This window comes from Magnetovibrio sp. PR-2 (assembly GCF_036689815.1).
Lineage (GTDB): Bacteria > Pseudomonadota > Alphaproteobacteria > Rhodospirillales > Magnetovibrionaceae > Magnetovibrio.
Window position 1 is genome coordinate 352454 of sequence record NZ_JBAHUR010000002.1, and the last position, 16162, is coordinate 368615.

Annotated in this window: 20 protein-coding genes and 1 pseudogene; 16 read left to right on the forward strand and 5 right to left on the reverse strand. The window is 52.4% G+C overall.

Features of this window, described 5'->3' with window-relative positions; genetic code table 11:
* Window positions 1-232: 232 nt before the first annotated feature.
* The 3 genes from V5T82_RS04180 to V5T82_RS18200 form a co-directional block, all read right to left on the reverse strand.
* Window positions 233-475 carry a thioredoxin family protein gene (locus V5T82_RS04180; protein WP_332894341.1) on the reverse strand — a complete coding sequence of 81 codons (243 nt, stop codon included), beginning with the start codon at window positions 473-475 and terminating at the stop codon, window positions 233-235.
* Between the two features lie 12 nt (window positions 476-487).
* On the reverse strand, window positions 488-1537 hold the full coding sequence (locus tag V5T82_RS04185; RefSeq protein WP_332894342.1) for a permease: 1050 nt from the start codon (window positions 1535-1537) through the stop codon (window positions 488-490).
* Window positions 1538-1601: 64 nt separating this feature from the next.
* Window positions 1602-1952 (reverse strand): metalloregulator ArsR/SmtB family transcription factor, encoded by a 351-nt coding sequence (locus V5T82_RS18200; protein ID WP_442917219.1) that lies wholly within the window; start codon window positions 1950-1952, stop codon window positions 1602-1604.
* 83 nt (window positions 1953-2035) lie between these two features.
* Here V5T82_RS18200 and V5T82_RS04190 point away from each other — a divergent pair, with 83 nt between their 5' ends.
* Together V5T82_RS04190 and V5T82_RS04195 are read left to right on the forward strand one after the other, a co-directional pair.
* On the forward strand, window positions 2036-2167 hold the full coding sequence (locus V5T82_RS04190) for a gamma-glutamylcyclotransferase (protein ID WP_332894343.1): 132 nt from the start codon (window positions 2036-2038) through the stop codon (window positions 2165-2167).
* A gap of 43 nt (window positions 2168-2210) precedes the next feature.
* Window positions 2211-3116, forward strand: a complete 906-nt coding sequence (locus tag V5T82_RS04195; protein WP_332894344.1) for a cation diffusion facilitator family transporter — start codon at window positions 2211-2213, stop codon at window positions 3114-3116.
* 174 nt (window positions 3117-3290) lie between these two features.
* Here the strand turns inward: V5T82_RS04195 and V5T82_RS04200 are convergent, their stop codons facing one another.
* Window positions 3291-3620 carry a YnfA family protein gene (locus V5T82_RS04200; protein WP_332894345.1) on the reverse strand — a complete coding sequence of 110 codons (330 nt, stop codon included), beginning with the start codon at window positions 3618-3620 and terminating at the stop codon, window positions 3291-3293.
* A gap of 24 nt (window positions 3621-3644) precedes the next feature.
* Between V5T82_RS04200 and V5T82_RS04205 the strand changes: the two are divergent.
* The 3 genes and pseudogenes from V5T82_RS04205 to V5T82_RS04215 all read left to right on the forward strand — a co-directional run.
* Window positions 3645-3887: pseudogene (locus V5T82_RS04205) on the forward strand (transposase); the annotation flags it as partial.
* 384 nt (window positions 3888-4271) lie between these two features.
* Complete coding sequence (locus V5T82_RS04210) at window positions 4272-4712, forward strand: hypothetical protein (RefSeq protein ID WP_332894346.1); 441 nt, start codon at window positions 4272-4274, stop codon at window positions 4710-4712.
* 11 nt (window positions 4713-4723) lie between these two features.
* On the forward strand, window positions 4724-5056 hold the full coding sequence (locus tag V5T82_RS04215) for an SHOCT domain-containing protein (protein ID WP_332894347.1): 333 nt from the start codon (window positions 4724-4726) through the stop codon (window positions 5054-5056).
* 135 nt (window positions 5057-5191) lie between these two features.
* On the opposite strand, the gene V5T82_RS04220 is transcribed toward V5T82_RS04215, so the two are convergent.
* Window positions 5192-5638, reverse strand: coding sequence for a MerR family transcriptional regulator (locus V5T82_RS04220; RefSeq protein WP_332894348.1), 447 nt, complete (start codon window positions 5636-5638; stop codon window positions 5192-5194).
* A gap of 190 nt (window positions 5639-5828) precedes the next feature.
* Between V5T82_RS04220 and V5T82_RS04225 the strand changes: the two genes are divergently transcribed.
* The 11 genes from V5T82_RS04225 (at window position 5829) to V5T82_RS04275 (ending at window position 15706) form a co-directional block, all read left to right on the forward strand.
* Window positions 5829-8051, forward strand: a complete 2223-nt coding sequence (locus V5T82_RS04225) for a heavy metal translocating P-type ATPase (RefSeq protein ID WP_332894349.1) — start codon at window positions 5829-5831, stop codon at window positions 8049-8051.
* A 223-nt stretch (window positions 8052-8274) separates the two neighbouring features.
* Window positions 8275-10437 (forward strand): protein-disulfide reductase DsbD family protein, encoded by a 2163-nt coding sequence (locus V5T82_RS04230; RefSeq protein ID WP_332894350.1) that lies wholly within the window; start codon window positions 8275-8277, stop codon window positions 10435-10437.
* A gap of 76 nt (window positions 10438-10513) precedes the next feature.
* Window positions 10514-10990, forward strand: coding sequence for a DUF411 domain-containing protein (locus tag V5T82_RS04235; RefSeq protein WP_332894351.1), 477 nt, complete (start codon window positions 10514-10516; stop codon window positions 10988-10990).
* 133 nt (window positions 10991-11123) lie between these two features.
* The gene (locus tag V5T82_RS04240) at window positions 11124-11303 is read left to right on the forward strand and encodes a copper chaperone PCu(A)C domain-containing protein (RefSeq protein WP_332894473.1); all 180 of its coding nucleotides are present in this window, start codon (window positions 11124-11126) and stop codon (window positions 11301-11303) included.
* 150 nt (window positions 11304-11453) lie between these two features.
* On the forward strand, window positions 11454-11975 hold the full coding sequence (lspA, locus tag V5T82_RS04245) for a signal peptidase II (protein ID WP_332894352.1): 522 nt from the start codon (window positions 11454-11456) through the stop codon (window positions 11973-11975).
* Between the two features lie 370 nt (window positions 11976-12345).
* Window positions 12346-12798, forward strand: a complete 453-nt coding sequence (locus tag V5T82_RS04250) for a hypothetical protein (RefSeq protein ID WP_332894353.1) — start codon at window positions 12346-12348, stop codon at window positions 12796-12798.
* 79 nt (window positions 12799-12877) lie between these two features.
* A complete protein-coding gene (locus tag V5T82_RS04255) occupies window positions 12878-13393 on the forward strand; it encodes a copper chaperone PCu(A)C (protein WP_332894354.1) in 516 nt (171 codons plus the stop codon).
* Between the two features lie 92 nt (window positions 13394-13485).
* Entirely contained in the window at window positions 13486-14109 is a 624-nt protein-coding gene (locus V5T82_RS04260; protein WP_332894355.1) for an SCO family protein, read from the forward strand.
* Window positions 14110-14138: 29 nt separating this feature from the next.
* The gene (locus tag V5T82_RS04265) at window positions 14139-14594 is read left to right on the forward strand and encodes a disulfide bond formation protein B (protein WP_332894356.1); all 456 of its coding nucleotides are present in this window, start codon (window positions 14139-14141) and stop codon (window positions 14592-14594) included.
* Window positions 14594-15238: a DsbA family protein gene (locus V5T82_RS04270; RefSeq protein ID WP_332894357.1), complete on the forward strand. Its 645-nt coding sequence runs from the start codon at window positions 14594-14596 to the stop codon at window positions 15236-15238. The genes V5T82_RS04265 and V5T82_RS04270 overlap by 1 nt, the downstream gene beginning before the upstream one ends.
* Before the next feature lie 93 nt (window positions 15239-15331).
* Window positions 15332-15706: a DUF805 domain-containing protein gene (locus V5T82_RS04275; RefSeq protein ID WP_332894358.1), complete on the forward strand. Its 375-nt coding sequence runs from the start codon at window positions 15332-15334 to the stop codon at window positions 15704-15706.
* Window positions 15707-16162: the final 456 nt, after the last annotated feature.

A 16162-nucleotide genomic window follows, 5' to 3' on the forward strand; every position in this document is an offset into this window, starting at 1 on the left:
GCGGATCCGCAAGGGGCGTGCCAAATGCCGATAATCATACAATCAATTGAAAATTAAGGAGAAACTGCAGTTTACAATAATTCTACTTGTTCGGTTTTCCGTACTCATCGTAGGGTTATGTTCGGATTTCCGAGCAGAATTAGATAGGCGTAATATTAAAACGATTAGCCTTCAATAACGGTCTCACGGGCTTCGCCGCACTCGTTTCTCAGGTCTTTGTCGGCTGACAGTCTCATCTTGCTAATTCAGAAATTTTCGCCTTCAAGTCAGCCACCGTCGGCACATGCCCAGACACAACCACCTGTCCATCAATGACGACAGCAGGCGTAAACATCACACCAAATGGCGCAAATTCTCTCGGGTCTGTGAGGTGCTCAATCTCAGCGTCAACACCAAGTTCGGAACAAGCTTCTCGAACGTGTTGTTCTGTCATTTGACATTTCGGGCAACCAGGGCCGGCAATCTGGATTTTCATGACCTGTACTCCTTAAAAGACAAAATTACCGAAGAACCAGCCGACAAGCGTTCCGAGGATCATGATGGTTGGCACGTAGACCAATGCTTTTTTAATCCCGAATATGCGCGCGATTGCCAGCCAGTTGGGAAGGCTGAGGCCAGGGCCGGTTAGCAGCAACGCCAAAGCTGGCCCCTTGCCCATTCCCATTGACATCAACGTGTCTACAAAAGGGGCTTCTGTCATCGTCGCGAAATAACTGACCGCACCGATAACCGTTGCCAAGAAGGACGAGAGCAAGCTATTTCCCCCGAGCCATTCTCGAATCCATTCCTCGGGCAACAAATAACCAATGATGCCGACAAGGAACACTCCCGCCAGCAACAACGGAAAGATCAGCCGCACGAACCACCAGGTTTCTTGCATCCACTGCTGAATGTCATTGCGTGGAATGACCCGCCAAGCATAAAGGCCTGTTACGGCAGTAAGGGCACCCCAAACCAAGATTTTATTGATGTAGGGGCCCGACGTGACGAGGTAGTTCGGCAGCAAGAGTGTCAAAACCAACAGCAATAATAGGATAGCCGCATGCTTTGTTATGAGGCGGCCATCCCCTTGCGGCTGCATCTGAATGTTGGGCAACTCGCGCTCTTCATTTCGAAAAGCCAAGGTCATTACCCACCCAACCACAAAAGCCATCGCAAGAGCCGCAACAATGCGTGCAATAACCATTTCCGCACCGAGGATCGTGCCGGTATACGTCAGCGCCAACACATTCGCTGCGGGGGCAACCCACAACACAATGAAGGCCGCACCAATTCCAGCACCCGCGAAATACAGACCACTTGCAACCGGTATGACGGTGCAAGAGCAAGCCGCCACCAAAAAGCTGGCCATGCTGGCAATGGAAAAGGATTTCGTTTTACTGGCTTGTTCCCCCAAAAGTGCGAGCACTGACTCTCGACGAATAAACGTCACCATACCCCCAGCCAAGAAGAAAGCTGGCACCAAGCAAGTGAGGACATGCGTTGCGATGTAACCCTGTAAGGCTGATAATCCTGCAACAATCAGTTCGATAAACATTTTCAGCATCCTTGACTATTGGAAGCTTCCCCCCCCCCGAATGGTAGGGCGACCTGTCATTCTTTTACGCTGCCGATATGTGCCGCGGCCTGTTGCACATTTTCCCCAGTCGACGCTTATCTTGTGCGTACACACCCGCATTTCCGATTCCGGAAACCGTCTTGTCGATCACATTACAAACCCAATTCGGCAGGTTCGGAGACAATCCGTACAGTATCCACAATCCCTGTCTCGTATCCTCTAACAAACCAAGCTTTCGCAGGGTTGCGAGGTGCCGGGACACTTTCGGCTGAGAGACATCTAACGCATAACATATCTCGCAAACGCACAACTGCCCCTCTTGCGCGATCAGCGCTACGCACCTCAGCCGCGTCGGATCCGACAGCAATTTGAAAATTTGATCAGGTTCTTTCATCTGATTAATATACTCCTACCCATATATATGGTCAACCATATATAATAACCTTATGGCGCAGCTTGAATGACGGGTTGAGATTGATGCAAGGCAGAAATAGTCATAAAGAACAGGCGGAAAATAAAGGCACGCTTTGGGTCTTTGCATACGGCTCCTTGATCTGGAACCCATGCTTTGCTTTCATCGACCGTCAAGTCGCGTTGCTATATGTTTAAAGACGCTGCATTAGTTGTTTACGAAACAGAACAGAGTTGAGACATGGTGAGCACCTCTCATAACCATTCCACTATGCAGGACATCAACGAAACCCGGATTGGCTTTGCGGCTCTTCTGACCGGTACCTTCATGATCGCTGAGGTCGTCGGCGGTGTTTTGTCCGGCTCTCTGGCCTTATTGGCAGATGCCGGTCATATGGTGACAGATTTTGCCAGCCTCTGTCTGGCCTGGTTCGCGTTCCGCCTAACCCGTCGCCCTGCAGATTGGCAACATACATATGGCTATGACCGCTTTATGACCTTAGCCGCGTTTGTGAACGGATTAGCATTATTCGTCGTTGCCGCATGGATCATTGTGGAAGCTTTCCATCGGCTCAATGAGCCTACGACAGTGCTGGGCGGCATTATGCTGTGGGTCGCGATGGGAGGACTTTTCGTCAACCTGATCACATTTTGGATGTTGCATGGCGGTGACCATAAAAACCTCAACCTCCGAGCAGCTTATTTGCATGTACTTGGGGACCTGCTTGGGTCCGTAGCTGCGTTGATCGCCGCCGTTGTTATTCTTCTCACGGGGTGGATGACGATAGACCCTCTCTTATCTCTTCTCGTTGCGTTGCTCATTCTACGCTCAGGTTGGTATGTTGTTCGCGATAGCGGAAATATTCTTTTAGAAGGTGCGCCAAACGATATTGATCGTCAGGAACTTTCTGCTGATTTAGTCAGCAGCATTTCTGCGCTGACGGATATTCATCACGTACATATCTGGTCGATCTCTGAAAACAGGCACATGGCAACCCTCCATGCACGCGTATCTGGTCGACCAGATATGGAACAAGTCACTGTTGACATTAAACGCCGTCTTCAAGACAAATATGGAATTAACCACGCAACTGTCGAAATTGAGTTTGACTGTTGTGCCGATGATGACGGGTGCAGTCAAAACTAGGTCATGGACTCATAAACAAACAATGCGCCAGAGCAGTCCGCTGATGCTCCACAAGCAGACGTTTTTTGCCGAGGCTGATAAGGTCCGAGTCTGACCCGAAGCGGTCTTCAGCACCAAGAGAATACCATCTCACATAAGAACTGCTCACATATGTCCTAGGCCGCGAGGACAAAATCAGACGGGTGTACGTGGTGCTGCAATTATTATGGCGGCTCCGACAAGGCAGACGCTTGCACCGATAATATCCCAGCGGTCAGGGCCGATACCTTCGACGAGCCAGAGGAATGCGAGCGAACTCGCGATATAGACTCCTCCATAGGCGGCGTACGTGCGTCCAGCGGCGGCGCTATCGACTAAAGTGAGAAAATACGCAAACAAGCCTAGAGAGACGAGTCCAGGCAAAATCCACCAGATTGACTTGTCGAGGCGGAGCCACGCCCAGAACGCGAAACATCCCGCGATTTCGACTATGGCAGCCCCGATATAAGCGGCGATGGTTTGCATTATGATTTTTTCCTTCTTCGACAATTGACAACTGAATCGACATTTGATGCAAGGCTTTCCTTTGAAAGGGAGACAGGATTTGAGCCGAGGCGATTTGAACGAAAACCTGGTGAGCGTCATAGAGGGCGTTCGCCGACTGAAAACCGAAATGTCATCAATGGCATTCTCTGGCGGCTGAGAACTGGAGCGCCATGGCGCGACGTGTCGGAAAATTATGGCAACTGGAATTCGAAATATCGCCGCTTTCGACGATGGAGTGCATCCGGGGGTGCTGTTAGAGGAAAATGGGTTGAAGCTGAGTTAGCGGGGCCCTAGAAGCCCCGTACCGATCAACATCACAGGCCAACTGTAATCCAGGTGGAGAGCCGCTCAACCGCCTGTCGGTGATGCAATCATTTCGCGCCATCAAGTTACGGCTTGCTCCTACAGTCACTAGAGGAGGTAAGATTCTTGATAGGTCAGATGAAAGAAGCAAAGGAGCTATAGATATACGGGGGAACTAGCGCATCCTCGAGCGCGTACTAAGAGACAACCGCCGAATGAAGTCGTGTCAAGAAAACGGGTTTATCTGCATCAAGGTGTTTTGAGGATGAATGATTGAATCTATGCCGTCGCAATTCGATACGCGGCGTTGCTAGAAGGAGAGAGACCATGGCTATCAAGAAAACGTTTCTAACCGCCGGGATGGCGACAGCCCTCAGCATTGGCGCTGCGGCCCTGGCATATGCGCACGGTCCCGGTGCGACCGGCACCTATCAACCTTACGGTTGGGATCAGTGCTTGTATGGGGGAGGCATGATGGGGCAAGGTCATATGGGGCAAGGCCAAATGCCCATGATGGGGCAAGGCATGATGGGCCGGGGCATGGGTTCCGGCATGATGCAGTCACTCCCGCAAGACCTGTCCGTTGAGGATGCCAAGCATATGTTGGAGCATCGGTTTACCGGAAACAGCAACCCCAACGTTAAGGTCGGCAAAGTGGAAGAGAAAGACGACGACACCATCGTTGGCGAAATCGTCACAAAGGATGGTTCCCTTGTCCAGTCTCTGGAAGTGGACCGCCACACAGGTATGATGCGCCCCGCGCAGTAAGGAAAGCTCTTATGAAGCTATCAATTTCCCATCTTGCCATACCCCTGAGTATCGCAACGCCAGCCGCAGCCTTCGCACAACAACCCTATAGCCCCTTTTGTGGTGATCACATGTGGGGCGGAGATTGGCAAGGTTGGTTCTTTGGCCCGATCTCAATGATCGTGTTCATCGCTTTGGCTATTGTTGTTGTGGTGTTCCTGGTGCGCTGGCTCGGTGCGCCGACGCAGAGGAGTGCCCTACACAGTCCTTCCGACATCACGCCTCTGGATATTCTCAATACACGATTTGCTAAAGGTGAGATCGATAAGGAGGAGTTTGAAGAGCGACGGCGTATGCTTGATTAATGGACGATCACACACCGAAGACGCACGCTTAATGGCACGCGTTTAAGGCTTACATATTTAAGGGCCGTCTAGTGGTACTAGGCGGCCCTTGGTGGAAGTTCAGTTTATCTGTTCCATTTTTGTGCAGGTATTTATCTAGGTATTTTCTGGCGCCGTATGATTCGTATGCAGGCATTTATTGTGATCAGCCAGAACTTCGATTACGCGGCATTCGGACACCCGCCCCCCTCGGCACTCTTTGACCATCCGTTGAAGTTCGCCCTTCATTGCTTGAAGGCGTTCGATCCGGCTCTCGACCTCTTTAAGCTGCCCCTGCGTAATGTCCGTCGCCGCTTCGCACGTTTGATCGGGATGGCTTACAAGACTCAGAAGTGCTCGGATCGCGTCGAGCGGAAAACCAAGTTCCCTGCCATGTCGGATGAACGCCAGTTGTTCGACATGCTTGGTCTCGTACAGCCTCCGGTTTCCAGCCGAACGAGGAGGCTCTGGCATTAAGCCGATCTGTTCGTAATAGCGGATCGTCTGGACCTTACAGTTGGTCTGGCTCGACAGCCAACCGATCGTGAATTCTTTACTCGACATCAAAACACATCTTGCATCTACAGTTACTGTAGGTGTTAGGAGTACCATAAGGATCTTAGCTTATCAATGAAGGTGACGCGCTAGAGGTAGATTGATGACGTTAGCTCATGACATAAAAGAGACTCAATCTTGTAAGGGGCAGGAAAGCCCTCTGCAGGATTCTGACTCGGCCTGTTGCGGTGGACAGGGTGTGACCTCTGCGGGGATCACAGAGGCTGCGCAAGTTTCATCATCAGACCTGCACCGCTACGTCTTCAAGGTGCAAGGTCTGGACTGCGCCGAGGAAGTCGCGACTTTACGGCGCGGGGTGGGGCCACTTGTGGGCGGTGAGGATAAGCTCGCCTTCGATGTTCTGAACGGCCGCATGATGGTGCTTAAGGACGCTGAGCAGATTTCGGCCAACGCGGTTCGCGAAGCCGTGCGCAGAACCGGCATGAGCGCCGTGGAGTGGCGCGCGGACGACGCAGACCTTAAGCGGGCAAGCGAGAAACACCAGCGTGCACAGACTTGGTTCACGGCACTCAGCGGCCTGTCGGTGCTTGCCGGTCTGGCTCTACATGTTTGGCTGGCCGGGGGCTTCGCGGAGGCCCTGAGGCTTTTTGCCGGACATGACGGACAGGCGATGCCGCTGCCCGAAGCGGTTGCCTATGCTCTCGCCATCGGATTCGGTGCCCGCTATGTGGTGGTGAAGGCGTGGTACGCGGCCCGCTCACTACGGCCGGACATGAATCTCCTGATGGTGATTGCGGTCACTGGCGCGGTCGGCATTGGCGAATGGTTCGAGGCTGCGACCGTCTGTTTCCTGTTCGCCCTGTCTCTGTTGTTGGAGAGTTGGAGCGTGGGGCGGGCGAGGCGCGCCATCGCCCAGCTTCTCGACTTGACGCCACTGACCGTGCGCCTGAAGCTCGACTCTGGCGAGGAAAAGGAAGTGCCGGCCGCCGAGGTGCCCGTCGGGTCGCATTTCATCATCAAGCCGGGAGAAAAAGTCGCCCTCGACGGACGTGTCGCGTCTGGCGTGAGCGCCGTCAACCAAGCCCCCATCACCGGGGAAAGCATTCCCGTCACGAAGGAGCCGGGATCGGAGGTTTTCGCCGGAACGATCAATGGCGATGGCGCCATCGAAGTCATCAGCACCAAGGCGGCTCAAGATACCACGCTTGCGCGCATCATCCGCCTCGTTGAGGATGCCCACAGCCGCCGTGCGCATGTCGAGCAATGGGTGGAGAAATTCGCCCGAATTTACACACCCGCAGTCATCGTGTTGGCGATCGCGGTGTTCGTGTTGCCGCCACTTCTGTTTAGCGGCGCATGGGATGATTGGTTTTATCGCGCGCTTGTGTTGCTGGTAATCGCCTGTCCCTGCGCTCTCGTCATTTCCACGCCCGTCAGCATCGTTTCCGCATTGGCGGCGTCCGCACGCCAGGGCGTGCTTATCAAGGGCGGCACCTACATTGAACAACCCGCACACCTCAAGGCCATCGCTTTCGACAAGACTGGAACACTGACCCAAGGTCAACCGGCCGTGGTCGCTGTGACGCCACTCAACGGGCACACGGAACAAGAACTGCTTGAGCGCGCGGCCGCGCTGGAGGCGCGCAGTACGCACCCGCTGGGACAAGCGATTATCGGATACGCGGAACAAATTGGCGTAACGCCCAACCCTGCCGAAAACGTCCAAGCGCTCCCGGGGAAAGGGGTTACAGGCCAGATCCGGGGAGACGAGTTCTGGCTTGGCTCCCACCGCTATCTCATGGAGAGAGGACAAGAGACACCAGCAATTCAAGCGCAAGCCAAGAAGTTGGAGCGCAACGGACAAACGGTGGTGGTCGTCGGCACGAAGTCACATGTCTGTGGCCTGATCGCCATCGCGGATACGGTACGCCCATTCGCTCGCCAAGTGGTTGCTAATTTGCGCCGAGGTAGTATCGAGCACATCATCATGTTGACCGGCGACAATCAGGCAACCGCCGAGGCGATCGCGCGCAAGGTGGGGATTGACGAGGTGCATGCCGAGTTACTGCCCGAGGACAAAGTCGCCGCCGTCGAGAAATTGGTTTTGAAATACGGCACGGTCGCCATGATTGGCGACGGTGTCAATGACGCCCCGGCGATGGCGCGGGCAAGCTTCGGCATCGCCATGGGCGCCATGGGCAGCGATGCCGCCATCGAAACCGCTGATATCGCGCTGATGACAGACGACATAGCGAAGTTGCCGTGGCTTGTCCGCCATTCCAGGCGCACCCTCAACATCATCCGAGAGAACATCGTTTTCTCGCTCGGCGTCAAGGCGGTCTTTGTCGTCCTAACCTTTGCTGGCTTTGCAACCCTGTGGGGTGCCATCGCCGCCGACGTCGGCGCGTCGCTTCTGGTGGTCGTCAACGCCCTGAGACTGCTGCGCTCAAGGCCGCATTAGCTCGGTGTTGCGGAACGCATGACGACCGATCGCACAATGCACGGCCATAGGTAAATATATGAGCGGGCAATGGTAATTTGGATCAGGAATAACGGGTGGAATGGAAACGACATGACCGAGGATAGAAAGACGCTGTTGGGCTTGGGGATCGTCGTGGCCGTGGCCGGGATTGTGATCGCTGCCGCATTGGTCATGAATGCATTGATTGAGTAATAGAGAAGGAATGATTCATTTGACTGCCATAACACGTTTCGTTTGGGTCGCCCTCGCGGCTGTGTCAATTGTCACGGCCTCATTGGGCTCGGTGTGGGCTCAAACGGCATCCCCGTGGGCTGAGGCCGACAAGACAGCAGTCCGCCTGATCTCCGCGATCAATTCAATCGATGATACTGATCGCATAAAACTTGGTTTGCATTTCCGGATGAAGGATGGCTGGAAGGTCTACTGGCGCAATGCAGGGGACGCAGGTTATCCGCCGACACCGGACTGGTCAGCCTCCGAAAACATAGACAACGTGACAATATCCTGGCCCGCGCCCGAACGGTTCCAGATTCTTGGCTTCAACTCGCTCGGTTACCGGGACGAGGTTGTCCTACCGCTCGACGTGAAACTAAAACATCCAGATACGCCAACCGCCGCCAGGGTCACTGTCGATTACCTGACATGCAAGGACATTTGCATCCCGATCGAGGAGAGCCTGGAGATTATTCTGCCGTCGGGTCCGGCATCGCCGAGTCCGGAAGGACATCTGATCGGCCGGTTTGCCGCCAAGGTTCCGGGAAGCGGTGACGGCGTTGGACTCAAGCTCAAAAACGCGAAGGTATTCGGACCGGTCCCCTCGAATCCGGACGAAGCGGTGTTACGGGTAACGATCACATCCGCCGATGCCCTGAACAAGCCTGACATCTTCGTCGAAGATCCGGGGGGGCTGGTGTTTTCCAAGCCGTCGGTCCGCATTGAACCCGACGGCAAAACGGCTGTGTTCGATGTTCCGATCTCGGGTTTGAAGTTCACGAAAGCAAAGCTGACGGGTTCTGATTTGACCCTGACTTTTGTCGATAAATCTCTGGCGGCCGAATTTCGCGCCACGCCGGTCAATGGCGGTGCCGATCTGCCGTCGAGCGTAGCCCGCGCTCTCGAAAGGGAAGATACAACCTCCCTTTGGACGGTGATCGGGTTGGCCCTGTTGGGAGGCATGATCCTCAATCTAATGCCCTGCGTGTTGCCGGTCTTGTCCATCAAGTTGCTCGGTGCCGTCGGGCACGGCGGGCGGGACAACGCTCCGGTAAGGCTCAGCTTCGTTGCCTCCGCGGCGGGTATTGTGGCATCCTTCCTCGTATTGGCGTCCGCGTTGATCGGCCTCAAGGCGGCGGGGGCCACCATTGGCTGGGGCATACAGTTCCAATCTCCCTGGTTCCTGATTGCCATGACGATCCTGGTGACGCTGTTTGCTTGCAATCTCTGGGGATTTTTCGAGGTCCACCTCCCCGGCTGGGTTATGGACAGAACCGAAAACTTGTCGCCGAAAAGATCAGGTCTCACAGGAAACTTCTTGACCGGAGCATTCGCGACCCTTCTCGCCACGCCCTGTTCAGCGCCCTTCCTCGGGACCGCCGTCGGTTTCGCCCTGGCGCGCGGGCCGGTGGAAATAGTCGTTATTTTCTCCGCCCTCGGCATCGGTCTGGCCACGCCTTATCTAACGGTCGCGGCATTCCCGCGCCTTGTCACAAAACTGCCCAAGCCCGGCCGCTGGATGTTCATCCTGAGGCGCGTGCTCGGTTTCGCGTTAGCCGCAACGGGCGTCTGGCTTTTGAGCGTGCTCGCCGCCGAGGTCGGTTGGGAAACCGCCGCGCTGGTGAGCGGGATCATCTTCGCCATAGGCTTGATTCTCTTTCTCCTATCGCGCGGCATGCCAAGGCCGAGAACCGCTTTGGCGAGCGTCTCCTTCCTGGCGGCCCTGGCCGTGATGACACCACAGATATCGACCCAGGCCGCCCCACAAACCATAGCGGCCGAAAACGTGGAGGCTCTCGATAGCACCTGGCAACCGTTCGATGAAAAAGCCATACCGACGCTCGTCGCCCAGGGTAAGACCGTCTTCGTAGATGTGACCGCTGAATGGTGTATCACCTGCAAGGCAAACAAGCGACTGGTCCTATCCGACCCTTCGATTGTCGAGCGTCTGAAGGAAGAGAATATCGTCGCTATGCAAGCGGACTGGACACTGCCCGACGAGCGGATATCCAATTACCTCGCTCGTTTCGGGCGCTACGGCATTCCCTTCAACGTGGCCTACGGTCCCGGTGCGCCTAGAGGTATGACACTCCCAGAGATTCTATCGAAGGACCGTGTCTTGGCCGTGTTGGATGAGGCTCAGACGAGATAGGGGGGCATCCGCAGACGAGTCCGTTCGATGGCGAACAACTCAATCAACCCAGTAACTTTCAATCTGGAGCAATGAAATGACAAAATACAAGTTTTCACAAAAAACAGGGTGGGTCAGGCCGCTTATGGCATCTGTGGCATGTGCCGCTGTTGTCGCCGGGACGTTATTTCCAGTGTCGGCGTACGCGGCGGAGTTCACCGTCTACAAGTCGCCCTCGTGCGGTTGTTGCTCGAAATGGGTTGATCATCTGCAAGCGAATGGCCACACCGTTGCGGCCAAAAACATCGAAAATGTCGACGTGATCAAGAAGATGTCCGGGGTTCCTGAACACTTGCAGTCCTGCCACACGGCGATGGTCGATGGATACGTTATCGAAGGACACGTTCCCGCCAAGGACATTGAGCGGTTGCTTGCCGAACGCCCAACGGCAAAAGGGCTTGCAGCTCCTGGCATGCCAACTGGAGCACCCGGCATGGAGGGCGGTATACCGGACAGGTACAACGTGATGCTGTTTAAGGCGGATGGGTCGGCGGATGTCTACACGCAATACTGATGCGTGTTTTGTCCGCGATGATGACGGCACGAGAATCGCGCGCATTCTGCGGATCTTATGCCCCAGGAGGATTGAAGAAATGAACGGGAAGAGTAATAAGCCATGAAATGCCCTGTTTGCGAGGTGGATCGAGATCCCACCAGACGGTCGTGTCGAACTCAAACCCGGCGGTTTGCACGTCATGATGATGGGCTTGCGGGAGCCATTGAAGAGCGGCGCTACTTTAGTGCTCAACCTCACGTTCGAAAAGAACGACAGCGGAAGCCTGGATGTTCCGATCGCGGGCCCAGGAGCGACGAGGCCTCCCCAATAATTTCATGTTTTAGAGAGGCCAAACGGCAAGGGATGAAACAGCAAAACCTGATTCTTCATGCGGACGTCTAATTGACACCAGCTGCGTCAAGCGGGTTCCTTATAGTTAGTACCAGCCAGGAGCGCTTTGAAAGCGTGCGATCAAAAATCTATGACCAATACTCACATACATTCCTCCAAAATCCCGCGTTTCGGACTTGGACTTCTCGCAAGCGCCCTCGTTCTGGCGCTAGATCAAGCTTCAAAGTCGTTCATGAAAGGGCTCCTGGCGAGCCCGCTGGATTTTATCCCCGTCACGCCCTTTTTCAATCTTGTATTAGGGTTCAACCGTGGAATCAGTTTTGGCCTCTTGGGTGACCTCGGCTCCTGGGGACCGGTCGTTTTATCCTCCCTTGCTGTGGCGATTGTCGGCTTTCTTCTGCTCTGGCTATGGAAAGCCGAGGACGCCTGGGATGAAGCGGCAATTGCGTTGATTATCGGTGGCGCTTTGGGAAACCTCTTGGACCGGCTCCGCGCTGGTGCCGTGACAGATTTCCTTGATTTCTACGTGGGCTCCTATCACTGGCCAGCGTTCAATCTGGCCGACACTGGGATCACCATTGGTGCCGCAATCCTTATTGTTCGGTCATTTCATCCTATCAAGAAATCGAAACAACCTGATGCTGACGTTTGATAATCTATACAGACTCCGGTGATCCATGACCGGGGCATTGAAGAGCATCAGTGATGGGGCAAGCTCAGTTCGGCTGATCGCTCCGGTGACATTTGGCCAGGACATCGGTCGCAGCGAATGAAGGTCAGACGATTGAGATGATCGTCGGTATACGTGACAGACTATATGGCTTTAAACATGGAATTTAGCGTTATTGCCCAAATGTCCGGTGAGACGGAATTTTTGCCAAAATGGATAGCTGTGGGTACGCTACTCATTCTGGGGCTATTGATTGCGAGAAGTTTGCTTTTGTATACGACAGGCAAAGTATCTGGAATCTCACAAAAGCACTTTAACGAAGTCGCATGATATTGATTAAGGTCAAGGTTGCTTGGCGCGAAAGAAAATATATAAATACGTTATGAAGCAAACAGAGTTGACACATTATGGTTACCGCAAGTCGGTTCGACGCCTCTTCAGTGGCGTGCTGTGTCTGATTGCTTTTACATTTCACTTATTGATCGTCTTTGGTCAATCCTCACCCGCGCAGGCTTATGAAGTCAGCTCTGCTGATCAGCTTGTTGCTGTCAAAAGTCTCTGCGAATCTGATTTATGCTCTTTATCTGCAACCAACAGTGAAACTTGGCAAGAGCACAAAGCACACATTGGTTTACAAACATGTGAGCAGGATAAACTCAGTCCAAACGTTGTTTGGATCGTATCCCCCTCATCAACATTGCCTAATGCAGTCCATGCATCAATTATTTTGCCCACGGCAATTGACCAAATAAATGGGTCAAGCTCTATTCGCTTAGTGTCGCGCGGCCCACCTTCATTCACCTGATTAAACGACAAAATTGAACCTCCCATTGGACTTGCTGAAGTTCCAGCTGGCCATCAGCGGTGGGTGCTCATCAATGTGAATGAAAGAAAATACCATGAAAAAGCTTGTTTCCTTGATTGCCGTAATCGCTGCAACCACAATGTTTCTGATAACTGACGTCTACGCGGCCATGAACCAATATAAGGCTGGTGACATTATTATTGAAAACCCCTGGGCTCGTGCCACGATGAGCAGTGCTCAAACAGCAGCCGCCTTTCTGACAATCAAAAATAATGGAAGCACACCGGACCGGATTGTTGCGCTCCAGAGCCCCATTTCACAGAAAACTGAAATCCATCAATCTTTTATGGAAGGTGACATGATGAGGATGCGCCCTGTAGGGGTGTTAGAGCTGGCTCCAGGTGAAGTGACGATGCTCAAACCAGGTAGCTATCACGTTATGTTTATGGGCTTGAAGTTCCCGCTAGCGATAGGGGAGACATTTCCTCTTAGGGTCAAGTTTGAAAAATCTGGCGAAGTCGAAGTAATTGTCAAAATTATGAAGGCTGGAGCAAGAGGCGGCATGAATATGGACAACATGAACCACGCGAACTAATCGTTGGTTTATCCCGCCTCGGACTCCTCCCCTGAGGCGGGATACCGCTTTCCATCACCAACAGATCAAAGCACGACCAAAGGAAGCGAGTCATGAAGCGGCAACACTTCTACATAGTCTTAATATTATTCGTATCCATAACCGTAACTGTCGCCATAGGCACTGACAGTTTCAATTTAACAAATGAAACAGGGGCAAAAACCGCCTCAACGTCGTCTTCTGCCACTGTTGAGATCGGCGGACCGTTCACTTTGGTTGACCACAATGGGAAGACCGTAACCGACGCAGACTTTGAAGGACGCTATAAACTGATTTTCTTCGGCTACACGTCCTGCCCCGATGTGTGTCCAACAGCTCTTGGCGGAGTGAGTGAGATGCTGGATATCATTGGTAAAAAGTCCGAGCAAATTGTTCCCTTGTTTATCAGTGTCGATACAAAACGTGATACGGTTGATGTGCTGCAAGAATATGTCACAAACTTCCATCCTCAAATTGTGGGTTTAACGGGTTCTGTCGAGCAAATAACCGCGGTGACAAAAGCTTATCGGAGTTATTTCACGATCAATGATGATGGAGACAGCAATGGAGATTATTACTCCGTTAGTCATTCGTCATACCTCTACTTGATGGGGCCGGATGGGAAGTTCATTACAGCTTATGGACATAACCGCCCCCCTGAAGATATGGCTAAAAGCATTTCCGAGGTTCTCTCGTAGAGTCTCAAGAAGTCTAAGGTGTTCCGCACATGACTCTTTTTGAAAAAGAAACCAATGTTACCCCACAAGAGAAGAAAGCATGGACATGGTTATTCCTTGCTTGGATGATCGCACTTGCTTCCACATTGGGGGCCCTTTTTATTGGTGAGGTGCTCGGGCAAGCTCCGTGTCAGCTTTGTTGGTATCAACGCATTGCCATGTTCCCACTCGCTATTATTCTTGGCATTTCATGCTTTGCCAATGATTTTAAAATCTGGCGTTACGCTTTGCCACTTTCGTTGATAGGTACATTGGTCGCGTTATGGCACAGCCTCCTCTATGCGGGTGTCATTTCTGAAGCAATACAGCCATGCTCAAAAGGAGGTCCGTCCTGCACCAGTTCTGACATGACGTTGATGGGGATTATACCCTTGCCATATGTTTCATTTGTCGCATTTGTAGCCATTTCAATTCTGCTTTTATTGACACGTCGAAAGGAACAATAATGAATAGACGCTCACTTGTTATTGGTGTGGTCGCTGCTGCCATTCTCGGATTTGGCGGTGCTGCCTTTATTGTCTCAAACAAAACACAAGATGCATCAACAGCTGAGATACAAAACAGTTCCCAACTTGTTCGATCATATTCTCCGACATTTGGCCCGAAGGATGCGCCAGTTACGATTGTAGAATTTTTCGACCCGGCCTGTGAGGCTTGTAGTTCATTTCACCCTTACGTTAAGCAAATCATGGAAGCCTTTCCGGGAAAGATACGCCTTGTTTTACGATATGCTGCTTTTCACCCGCCATCTGCAGAAGCGATTTCGATTTTGGAAGCCGCTCGAAAACAAAACCTTTTTGAACCGGTTCTAGAGACACTTTATGGATCGCAATCCAGTTGGGCACCACATGGAAGAGAGGCAACCGATATTTGGGCAGTCGTAGAGAAAACTGGCCTCAACATTGCGCGGGCTCGAATGGAATCTCAATTGCCGGATGTTGCTAAAATTCTTGAACAAGAAGCTGCAGATATTAAGGCCGTTGGAGTTAGGCAAACGCCAACTTTCTTCGTGAACGGTTTCCCCCTACAACAATTTGGACCGGAACCACTATTCAATCTGGTGAAGCGTGAACTGGAACGATCGATGTAAAGCAGTTGTTTCGCACCCTGGCCGTATCAGGGAAAAGCCAATGGAGGCGGGGGATGTCAGTTTATGTAAGCCAAAAGGAACGGAGGTAATCCTATGGAAGAAGTGTCATTCTGGCAGGTGATTACGCCTATGATTCTTATCCTTGCTATGCCGTTGCCAGCCGTGCTGCTAAACCAAAACAAACCAGGGATTGGCAGAGGGTTGTACGCAGGCTTATTGGTCGGTCTTTTTATCTTAGCCGGAGGCTTGCATTTTGCGGTTGGAGGAAACGAAGGGATCGACCTCTCTAAACTGACGGTCTTACTTGTGACGATCTTTTTAATCTGCACCTTGTTCACCCGCCGATTGAGTGATGCAGGTTGGAGTGTGTGGCTCTCTTACATCATTTTGCTGCCAGTTGTGAATTTACTGTTTGCGTTGGGTTTGATGTTTATACCTTCCAGGGAGCAGGAGTCAGACCCCATGTAAGAGCGGCTTTTCAAAACCTCCGACAGGAACTGGACGCATGATCAAGCCTTTGTTACTCAACCATTCAGAGCCAAAAAGAAAATTTTTGAATTAGGAAAACGCTTTGTTTCGAGGCCAAGCTTGATTGACATATTTCATCGTTACAACATCAGGGTGTCATTTGAATAAGGCTCAAATAATGAATAAAGCTCAAAAAATTAAACTCTTTCTGATCATCACGGTGGCCGTCATCAGCTTCCCGGCTTTTGTTTTATGGACGCTTTTGAAGGTTCTTGGAACAATATAGTCCAATATACAATCGATATTGGCCGGCTGGCTCATGTGTATGCAGCTGTCAACCGACGTATGGGACCCAAATAGCATTCAGTGGTATTTTTGATTTATTTCCGCACCTGGCTAGACCCGGAAGAAAAGCTATCGGCAAATTTCCGACCGTTGCGGGGAGCGAAGCGGACA

Bases quoted from the DNA above. Each gene is read 5' to 3' on its own strand.
- V5T82_RS04200 (WP_332894345.1), bottom strand. From the start codon at position 3,620: ATGCAAACCATCGCCGCTTATATCGGGGCTGCCATAGTCGAAATCGCG.
- V5T82_RS04195 (WP_332894344.1), top strand. From the start codon at position 2,211: ATGGTGAGCACCTCTCATAACCATTCCACTATGCAGGACATCAACGAA.
- V5T82_RS04270 (WP_332894357.1), top strand. From the start codon at position 14,594: ATGAATAGACGCTCACTTGTTATTGGTGTGGTCGCTGCTGCCATTCTC.
- V5T82_RS04235 (WP_332894351.1), top strand. From the start codon at position 10,514: ATGACAAAATACAAGTTTTCACAAAAAACAGGGTGGGTCAGGCCGCTT.
- V5T82_RS04260 (WP_332894355.1), top strand. From the start codon at position 13,486: ATGAAGCGGCAACACTTCTACATAGTCTTAATATTATTCGTATCCATA.
- V5T82_RS04255 (WP_332894354.1), top strand. From the start codon at position 12,878: ATGAAAGAAAATACCATGAAAAAGCTTGTTTCCTTGATTGCCGTAATC.
- V5T82_RS04210 (WP_332894346.1), top strand. From the start codon at position 4,272: ATGGCTATCAAGAAAACGTTTCTAACCGCCGGGATGGCGACAGCCCTC.
- V5T82_RS04190 (WP_332894343.1), top strand. From the start codon at position 2,036: ATGCAAGGCAGAAATAGTCATAAAGAACAGGCGGAAAATAAAGGCACG.
- V5T82_RS04180 (WP_332894341.1), bottom strand. From the start codon at position 475: ATGAAAATCCAGATTGCCGGCCCTGGTTGCCCGAAATGTCAAATGACA.
- V5T82_RS18200 (WP_442917219.1), bottom strand. From the start codon at position 1,952: ATGAAAGAACCTGATCAAATTTTCAAATTGCTGTCGGATCCGACGCGG.
- lspA (WP_332894352.1), top strand. From the start codon at position 11,454: ATGACCAATACTCACATACATTCCTCCAAAATCCCGCGTTTCGGACTT.
- V5T82_RS04215 (WP_332894347.1), top strand. From the start codon at position 4,724: ATGAAGCTATCAATTTCCCATCTTGCCATACCCCTGAGTATCGCAACG.
- V5T82_RS04275 (WP_332894358.1), top strand. From the start codon at position 15,332: ATGGAAGAAGTGTCATTCTGGCAGGTGATTACGCCTATGATTCTTATC.
- V5T82_RS04220 (WP_332894348.1), bottom strand. From the start codon at position 5,638: ATGTCGAGTAAAGAATTCACGATCGGTTGGCTGTCGAGCCAGACCAAC.
- V5T82_RS04230 (WP_332894350.1), top strand. From the start codon at position 8,275: ATGATTCATTTGACTGCCATAACACGTTTCGTTTGGGTCGCCCTCGCG.
- V5T82_RS04265 (WP_332894356.1), top strand. From the start codon at position 14,139: ATGACTCTTTTTGAAAAAGAAACCAATGTTACCCCACAAGAGAAGAAA.
- V5T82_RS04185 (WP_332894342.1), bottom strand. From the start codon at position 1,537: ATGTTTATCGAACTGATTGTTGCAGGATTATCAGCCTTACAGGGTTAC.